Source organism: Mycobacterium sp. E2497 (assembly GCF_001668695.1).
Lineage (GTDB): Bacteria > Actinomycetota > Actinomycetes > Mycobacteriales > Mycobacteriaceae > Mycobacterium.
Map to the genome: position 1 here is coordinate 43,605 of NZ_LZKD01000107.1, position 8,052 is coordinate 51,656.

The following is an 8,052-nucleotide window of genomic DNA, read 5'->3' on the forward strand; positions in this document are numbered from 1 at the left end:
AGCTGTTTGCGCAGATGGACGGCGGGGCGTCACCACCCATCATCGGAGACGGGAGACTCGCGTATGGCCGCTCAACAGACCGCTCAACCGACTTCCTCACAGCCCCTGGTAGGCAAAGGCTGGCTTCAGGGCGTCGCCCTGGTCATGATCTTCGGCTTCCTGGTCATGGGCATCCTGGCCTACCGCACCTACTCGGCGTCGATGCCGATGCCGGACAGGGTCGTCAACGAATCGGGCCAGCTGCTGTTCACCGGCGACGACATCACTCGGGGGCAGGAGCTCTACCAGACTCGGGGCCTGATGGAATACGGCTCGGTGCTGGGGCACGGCGCATACCTGGGGCCCGACTACACCGCCGAATACCTGCGGATGGCGACGCAGGACGTCGCCGACCAGCTGCGGGCGCAGGGGGTGACCGACCCGCGCGATCGAGTGGTCACCGAGTTCCGTACCAACCGATACAACCCCAACTCCAAGACGCTGGTGTTCACCGACCGGCAGGCCGCGGCGTTCGACCACATCCAAAACCACTACGCCACCTACTTCGGCGAGAACTCGACCAAGTACGGGTTGCTGCCCCGGATGATCACCGACAAGGCGCAGATCCACGACCTGACGGCGTTCTTCGCGTGGACGGCCTGGGCAGGCGCGGCCGAACGCCCCGGTCACAAGTACAGCTACACCAACAACTGGCCGGCCGAGCCGCGGGTCGACAACGGCCCGACCGCGCCGGTGATCGTGTGGTCGGCGCTGTCGCTGATCGCGCTGCTCGGTGGCATCGGCGCGATGTTCGCCGTCTACGGGCGATGGAGCCAGAAGGTCGGCTGGCACAGCGCAGAGTCGTCCACGCTGTCATTCCGCCAACCGGGCGAGGTGAGCCTGACGCCGGCGCAGCGCGCGTGCGTGTGGTTCTTCGCGATCGTCTCTGTGCTGTTCCTGGCGCAGACGCTGCTGGGCGCGGCCGCCGAGCACTACCGGGCCGACCTGTCGACCTTCTTCGGGCTGGACCTGGCCCGGGTGCTGCCCTACAACCTGGCGCGCACGTGGCACGTGCAGCTGGCGCTGTTCTGGACCGCGGCGGCCTTCCTAGCCGGCGGCATCTTCCTGGTGCCGTTCATCGCCCGCCGCGAGCCGCGCCGTCAGGGGTTGCTGGCGTACGTCCTGCTCGGCGCGGTCGCGGTGGTGGTGTTCGGTTCGCTGATTTGCGAGGCGCTCTCAATCTACGGAGTGATCCCACATGGGCTGCTGTCCCAGCAGTGGGAGTATCTGGACCTGCCGCGGCTGTTTCAGATCCTGCTGATCGTCGGGTTGTTCGTGTGGATTGCGATCATCTTCCGGGGCATGCGGGCCCGGCTCAAAGGCGAGTCGAAGATGAACATGCCATGGTTGTTCTTCTTCTCCGGGCTGGCGATCCCGGCGTTCTACACCGTCGGGCTGTTGGCCGGCAGCGGCACGCATTACACCGTCGCCGAGTTCTGGCGGTTCTGGGTGGTCCACCTGTGGGTCGAGGACTTCCTCGAGTTGTTCACCACGGTGATGGTGGCCTACATGTTCGTGTTGCTGGGCGTGGTGCGCGAACGGATCGCGCTGGGCGTGATCTTCCTTGACGTCATCCTGTACTCCGCGGGCGGCGTCATCGGCACCATGCACCACCTGTACTTCTCGGGCACCCCGGTGGAGCACATGGCGCTGGGCGCGTTCTTCTCGGCGGCCGAAGTGATTCCGTTGACCTTCCTCACCGTCGAGGCGTGGGCGTTCCTGCAACTGGGGGCGCGCCAGCAGTCCGGCGACACCAACCCCTTCCCGCATCGGTGGGCGGTCATGTTCCTGGTCGCGGTGGGCTTCTGGAACTTCCTGGGCGCGGGCATCTTCGGGTTCCTGATCAACCTGCCGATCGTGTCCTACTACCAGATCGGGACCGCGCTGACCGCCAACCACGCACACGGCGCGATGATGGGCGTCTACGGCATGCTCGCCGTCGGCCTGGCGATGTTCACGTTCCGCTACGTGATCCCGGCCGACAAGTGGCCGGAGCAGCTGGCGCGAATCTCGTTCTGGTGCATGAACATCGGCCTGGCGTGGATGGTGTTCGTCACCCTGTTGCCGCTGGGCGTGCTGCAGCTGTATCACTCGGTCAACGACGGCTATTTCGAGGCTCGTTCGCTGGGCTACATCACCAGACCCGGGAATGCGGTGATCGAATGGCTGCGGATGCCGGGCGACCTCATTCTGATCGTCGGCGGTGTGCTGCCGTTCGTCTGGATCGCCTGGACGGCGTTGCGGCATTTCCGCACGGGTTCGACGGTTCAAGAGCTGCCCGAACATCCGCTCTACGTCGAAGCCCCGACCGAGCCGGAGACCGGTGCCCCGGTGGCGGCGAAGGACTGACAGGTGACTCAACCGGCCGCCTCGGTATGGCTGATCGCCGGGTATTCCCTCGCGCTGGTGGCCATCGGCTGGAGTTTCGACTCGATGGCCAGGAGTGCGTCGGCCCGCGCGGCGCGTTGGCGCACAGGGCAATTCACCTACCGGCCGGATCACGACGCCTGGGTGTGCCCGCAGGACCACTGGCTATGGCCGACTTCGTTCGACCCGCGCCACCGGGTCATGCGGTATCGCGCCCAGCCGGTGGTGTGCAACAGCTGTCCCGTCAAGACCGGTTGCACGACGTCCGATCACGGCCGGGAGATCAGCCGCGAGGTGGACCCGTGGCCGCATTCGGACGCCGGACGGTTCCACCGCGGGATCGCCTGTTGCGTAGCCGGATTCGGGATCGTGCTGCCCCTGGCGACGATGTTCACCAACCACTCGGGCGCTGACGTGTTGGTCTTGGCCGGCACCATCTCGATCGTCGCGCTGCTCGGCCTGCCGCTGGTCCGCCACCTGTGGAACACCCCGTCCAATGCGCCCGATCACCTGCCGCACCGCACCGCGCTCGAGGACCAGGCGGCCGCGGCGATCGACAGGTATTCGACTCGCTGGGGCAGCTGGGAGAGCAAGGAGGGCAACGCCACATGACTTCCGTCGTGATCGTCGTCGTCATCGCCGGGTTTGTCGGGCTCGCCGTCCTCGCGATGTGGTCGCTGGCCGTGCTGCGCGAGTACGAACGCGGAGTCGTCTTCCGGATGGGTCACGTGCGCCCCCTGTACGGTCCAGGCCTTCGCTTCCTGATCCCCTTCCTGGACAAGATGATTCGCGTGGATCAGCGGCTGGTGACGCTGACCATTCCGCCGCAGGAGGTGATCACCCGCGACAACGTCCCGGCCAGGGTCAATGCCGTCGTCATGTTCCAGGTGATGGAGCCGCTGAAAGCGATTCTGGCGGTGGAGAATTACGCCGTGGCCACCTCGCAGATCGCCCAGACGACGCTGCGCTCGCTGCTGGGACGGGCCGACTTGGACACCCTGCTGGCGCACCGGGAGGACCTCAACAGCGACCTGCGCACGATCATCGAAAAGCAGACCGAACCTTGGGGTGTGCAGGTTCGCGTCGTGGAGATCAAAGACGTCGAGATTCCCGAGTCGATGCAGCGGGCGATGGCCCGCGAGGCCGAAGCCGAACGTGAACGCCGCGCGAAGGTCATCAACGCCCGCGGAGAGTTGCAGGCCTCCGAAGAGCTGCGCGAAGCCGCGGAGACCCTGTCCAAGAGCCCCGCATCACTGCAATTGCGGTATCTGCAAACGCTGCTGGAATTGGGGGCGGACCAGAATTCGACCGTCGTCTTCCCGCTGCCCGTGGACATCATCACGCCGTTCTTGCGCCACCCCGAGGTACTGCGGGGCGTCGTCGACAACCTCAACAATCGGCGCTGAGTCCTGTCGCGGCCTTTCGCTACACCGGGGGCGGCTCCGAGGGCGCCAGCCGCCAGTTGTCGGGATTCTTCGGCGAATACACCACCGGGAACAACTGGCCCATGGTGGGCCAGTGGTCGACGTCCATCGCCATGCGCTGATACACCGCGTGCTCGCTGACGGTGGGCCCGTTGATCACTCCGGCGATGGTGACGAACTGTTCACCGGTGGCGTCCGGCCGCGGGCTCACCCCGGTGACCAGCAGCGTGCCGTTGAGCAGTTCGCCCTTGGGCCCGCGCGGGAGGAACCGCTGGGCGAGTGCCACCGCGAGAACGGCCATCAGCAGGATCAGCACACCGAATTCCCACACGCCGCCATGGTAAGGCCGTGATAGGACTGCGTCATGAGCCGGGACGATCTCACGTTGGCGCTGACGCTGGCCGACCGCGCGGACGCGCTGACCTCCGCCCGCTTCGGGGCGCTCGACCTGCGCGTCGACACCAAACCCGACCTGACCCCGGTCACCGACGCCGACCGCGCGGTCGAGACGGAGCTGCGGGGGGCGCTGGGGCGCGAACGCCCGCACGACAGCATCGTCGGCGAGGAGTTCGGCGGAACCACCACCTTCACCGGACGGCAGTGGATCATCGACCCCATCGACGGCACCAAGAACTTCGTGCGGGGGGTGCCGGTGTGGGCCAGCCTGATCGCGCTGCTCGAAGACGGTGTGCCCACCGTCGGCGTCGTCAGCGCGCCCGCACTGCAGCGTCGCTGGTGGGCTTCGCGCGGCCGGGGCGCCTTCGTCTCGGTGGACGGCGCACCGCCGCGCCGGCTGGCAGTTTCCTCTGTGGCCCAACTGGATTCGGCGAGTCTCTCGTTCTCCAGCCTGTCCGGCTGGGCTCAGCGCGGACTGCGCGAGCGCTTCATCGCGCTGACCGATGCGGTGTGGCGGGTGCGCGCCTTCGGGGACTTCCTGTCCTACTGCCTGCTGGCCGAAGGCGCCGTCGACATCGCCACCGAACCCGAGGTGTCGGTGTGGGATCTCGCCGCCCTCGACATCCTGGTGCGCGAGGCGGGCGGGAACCTGACCGGCCTTGACGGCGTCGCCGGACCGCACCGGGGCAGCGCACTGGCGACGAACGGGCCGCTGCACGCGCGCGTCCTCGGCAGCCTCGGCGGCCCTGTGAATTAGTTAACAAGTGTTCTCTGTGATCTTACTCCGGAGTAAGATAAGCTTATCCGCATTGCCCCAACAGCAGAGGCTGCCGACATGACCGACACTCGTTCCGGTTCACCACAAACGTCCAAATCCGCCCGCTCACGCAAGCGCAAAGACCGGCAGAGCGGGATCGGGCTGCAACCGCACAAGCGCACGGGCGTCGACATCGCCATCGCGCTGCTCACCCCGCTGATGGGGCAGGAGTTCCTGGACAAATACCAGCTGCGCGACCCGGTCAACCGCGGCCTGCAATACGGGACGAAGACGATCTTCTCCACGGCTGCCGCCGCGTCCCGGCAGTTCACGCGGCTGCAGAATCTGCGCGGCGGGCCGACCCGGCTCAAGTCGAGCGGCAAGGACTACTTCGACCTGACGCCCGACGACGACCAGAAGATGATCGTCGAGACGCTCACCGAATTCGCCGAGGAGGTGCTGCGCCCCGCGGCACACGACGCCGACGAGGCGGCGACCTACCCGCCCGACCTGATCGCCAAGGCCGCCGAGTTGGGCATCACCGCGATCAACATCCCCGAGGACTTCGACGGCATCGCTGCGCACCGCTCCAGCGTCACCAACGTGCTGGTGGCCGAGGCGCTGGCGTACGGCGACATGGGTCTCGCGCTGCCGATCCTGGCGCCCGGCGGAGTGGCCGCCGCGCTGACCCATTGGGGCAGCGCGGACCAGCAGGCCACCTACTTGCACGAGTTCGCCGGCGAGAACGTGCCGCAGGCCTGCGTCGCGATCGCCGAGCCGCAGCCGCTGTTCGACCCCACCCGCCTGACGACCACCGCGGTGCGCACCCCGAGCGGCTACCGCCTCGACGGCGTGAAGTCGTTGGTCCCGGCGGCGGCCGACGCGGAGCTGTTCATCGTCGGGGCACAACTCGACGGCAAGCCGGCCCTGTTCATCGTCGAGTCGTCGACGAAAGGCCTTACCGTCAGGGCGGATCCGAGCATGGGCATCCGCGCGGCGGCCCTGGGCCACGTCGAGCTCTCCGGGGTGTCGGTGCCGTTGAGCGCGCGGCTCGGTGAGGACGAGGCAACCGATGACGACTACTCGGAGGCGATCGCGCTGGCCCGGCTGGGCTGGGCCGCGCTGGCGGTGGGCACCTCGCACGCGGTGCTCGACTACGTCATCCCCTATGTCAAGGAGCGCGAGGCCTTCGGCGAGCCGATCGCGCACCGTCAGGCCGTCGCGTTCATGTGCGCCAACATCGCCATCGAGCTCGACGGGCTGCGGCTGATCACCTGGCGCGGCGCGGCCCGCGCCGAGCAGGGCCTGCCCTTCGTCCGCGAGGCGGCGCTGGCCAAGCGACTCGGCACCGACAAGGGCATGCAGATCGGCCTGGACGGCGTGCAGCTGCTCGGCGGCCACGGCTTCACCAAGGAACACCCCGTCGAGCGCTGGTATCGCGATCTGCGCGCCATCGGCGTGGCCGAGGGCGTCGTAGTCATCTAGGCGCCTCCCCCGATCCGGACTACCGAAAGACCAATCATGGCAATCAATCTGGAACTGCCCCGCAAGCTGCAAGCGGTCGTCGTCAAGACCCATCAGGGTGCCGCGGAGCTGATGCGGCCGATCGCCCGCAAGTACGACCTGAAGGAACACGCCTACCCCGTCGAACTCGACACCCTGTACAACCTGTTCGCGGGCGCCTCGGAGTCGATCGAATTCGCCGGGGCCGACAACCTGGGCGACGAAAACCAGGACAGGGACCAAAACCACAACGGCGCCAACATGGCGGCGCTGCTGCAAACCTTGGAGGCCTGCTGGGGCGACGTCGCGATGATGCTCTCGGTCCCCTATCAGGGTTTGGGCAACGCGGCCATCTCCGCCGTCGCCACCCCGGAGCAGCTCGAGCGCCTGGGCAAGGTGTGGGCGGCGATGGCCATCACGGAGCCGGGCTTCGGCTCCGACTCGGCGGCGGTGTCGACCACCGCCAAGCTGGACGGCGACGAATACGTGATCAACGGCGAGAAGATCTTCGTCACCGCCGGCTCGCGCGCCACCCACATCGTGGTGTGGGCCACGCTGGACAAGGCGGCGGGGCGGGCCGCGATCAAGTCGTTCATCGTGCCGCGGGAGCACCCCGGCGTCACCGTCGAACGGCTCGAGCACAAGCTCGGCATCAAGGGCTCCGACACCGCGGCGATCCGGTTCGACAACGTCCGCATTCCCAGGGAGAACCTGCTGGGCAACCCGGAAATCGAGGTGGGCAAGGGCTTTTCGGGGGTGATGGAGACCTTCGACAACACCCGGCCCATCGTGGCCGCCATGGCCATCGGGGTGGGCCGCGCCGCCCTGGAGGAGATCCGCAAGATCCTCACCGAGGCCGGGGTGGAGATCTCCTACGACAAACCGTCGCACGCCCAGAGCGCCCCGGCGGCCGAGTTCCTGCGGATGGAGGCCGACTGGGAGGCCGCCTACCTGCTGGCGCTGCGCGCGGCGTGGCAGGCCGACAACAAGATCCCCAACTCCAAAGAGGCCTCGATGAGCAAGGCCAAGGCCGGCCGCATGGCCAGCGACGTCACCCTCAAGAGCGTCGAATTGGCAGGCACGACCGGCTATTCCGAGCAATCGATGCTGGAGAAGTGGGCGCGGGACTCCAAGATCCTCGACATCTTCGAGGGCACCCAGCAGATCCAGCAGCTGGTGGTCGCCCGCCGCCTGCTGGGCCTGTCGTCCGCCGAACTCAAGTAGCCCCGGTCCGCGCCGCGCCGAACGTGTAACCACGGCGGAAAATCGGCGATTTCATCGCCCTGAGTGCACGTTCGGCGTAACTATCCGCCGAGCGCGTCCAGCCGCTCGCGGGTGTCCGCGTCGAGTTCGATGGACGCGACGTCGAGGTTCTCCTCCAGGTGGCGCACCGACGAGGTGCCCGGGATCAGCAGCACGTTGGGTGCCACGCCCAGCGTCCACGCCAACGCGACCTGCGCCGGCGTCCGCCCGAGCCGCTCGGCGACGTCGACCACTAGTTCGTGGGTGAGCACGGGGTTGGGCCGCACGAAGGCGGCCCCCAGCGGGAAGAACGGAACGAACGCG

At 67.4% G+C, this 8,052-nt stretch carries 8 protein-coding genes; 6 read left to right on the forward strand and 2 right to left on the reverse strand.

The features are described 5' to 3' along the window. The first annotated feature begins 63 nt into the window (after positions 1-63). The 3 genes from A5713_RS08360 to A5713_RS08370 are packed head-to-tail and all read left to right on the forward strand — an operon-like array spanning position 64 to position 3,812. Positions 64-2,388, forward strand: a complete 2,325-nt coding sequence (locus tag A5713_RS08360) for a nitric-oxide reductase large subunit (protein WP_068094518.1) — start codon at positions 64-66, stop codon at positions 2,386-2,388. A gap of 3 nt (positions 2,389-2,391) precedes the next feature. Continuing rightward, on the forward strand, positions 2,392-3,018 hold the full coding sequence (locus A5713_RS08365) for a hypothetical protein (RefSeq protein WP_067916786.1): 627 nt from the start codon (positions 2,392-2,394) through the stop codon (positions 3,016-3,018). Next, positions 3,015-3,812: a slipin family protein gene (locus A5713_RS08370; protein WP_068094521.1), complete on the forward strand. Its 798-nt coding sequence runs from the start codon at positions 3,015-3,017 to the stop codon at positions 3,810-3,812. The genes A5713_RS08365 and A5713_RS08370 overlap by 4 nt, the downstream gene beginning before the upstream one ends. 19 nt (positions 3,813-3,831) lie before the next feature. Here the strand turns inward: A5713_RS08370 and A5713_RS08375 are convergent, their stop codons facing one another. After that, positions 3,832-4,161: a hypothetical protein gene (locus A5713_RS08375; protein ID WP_068094524.1), complete on the reverse strand. Its 330-nt coding sequence runs from the start codon at positions 4,159-4,161 to the stop codon at positions 3,832-3,834. 33 nt (positions 4,162-4,194) lie between these two features. On the opposite strand from A5713_RS08375, the gene A5713_RS08380 reads away from it, so the two are divergent. The 3 genes from A5713_RS08380 to A5713_RS08390 all read left to right on the forward strand — a co-directional run bounded on the left by A5713_RS08380 (position 4,195) and on the right by A5713_RS08390 (position 7,710). Continuing rightward, positions 4,195-4,983: an inositol monophosphatase family protein gene (locus A5713_RS08380; protein ID WP_068094528.1), complete on the forward strand. Its 789-nt coding sequence runs from the start codon at positions 4,195-4,197 to the stop codon at positions 4,981-4,983. 78 nt (positions 4,984-5,061) lie between these two features. Beyond that, entirely contained in the window at positions 5,062-6,468 is a 1,407-nt protein-coding gene (locus tag A5713_RS08385) for an acyl-CoA dehydrogenase family protein (RefSeq protein WP_068094533.1), read from the forward strand. 36 nt (positions 6,469-6,504) lie between these two features. Continuing rightward, on the forward strand, positions 6,505-7,710 hold the full coding sequence (locus A5713_RS08390) for an acyl-CoA dehydrogenase family protein (protein ID WP_067923985.1): 1,206 nt from the start codon (positions 6,505-6,507) through the stop codon (positions 7,708-7,710). An 80-nt stretch (positions 7,711-7,790) separates the two neighbouring features. On the opposite strand, the gene A5713_RS08395 is transcribed toward A5713_RS08390, so the two are convergent. After that, a partial coding sequence (locus tag A5713_RS08395; RefSeq protein ID WP_197509241.1) for an aldo/keto reductase occupies positions 7,791-8,052 on the reverse strand: 262 nt, incomplete at its 5' end.

Bases quoted from the DNA above. Each gene is read 5' to 3' on its own strand.
- A5713_RS08380 (WP_068094528.1), top strand. From the start codon at position 4,195: ATGAGCCGGGACGATCTCACGTTGGCGCTGACGCTGGCCGACCGCGCG.
- A5713_RS08360 (WP_068094518.1), top strand. From the start codon at position 64: ATGGCCGCTCAACAGACCGCTCAACCGACTTCCTCACAGCCCCTGGTA.
- A5713_RS08385 (WP_068094533.1), top strand. From the start codon at position 5,062: ATGACCGACACTCGTTCCGGTTCACCACAAACGTCCAAATCCGCCCGC.
- A5713_RS08390 (WP_067923985.1), top strand. From the start codon at position 6,505: ATGGCAATCAATCTGGAACTGCCCCGCAAGCTGCAAGCGGTCGTCGTC.
- A5713_RS08370 (WP_068094521.1), top strand. From the start codon at position 3,015: ATGACTTCCGTCGTGATCGTCGTCGTCATCGCCGGGTTTGTCGGGCTC.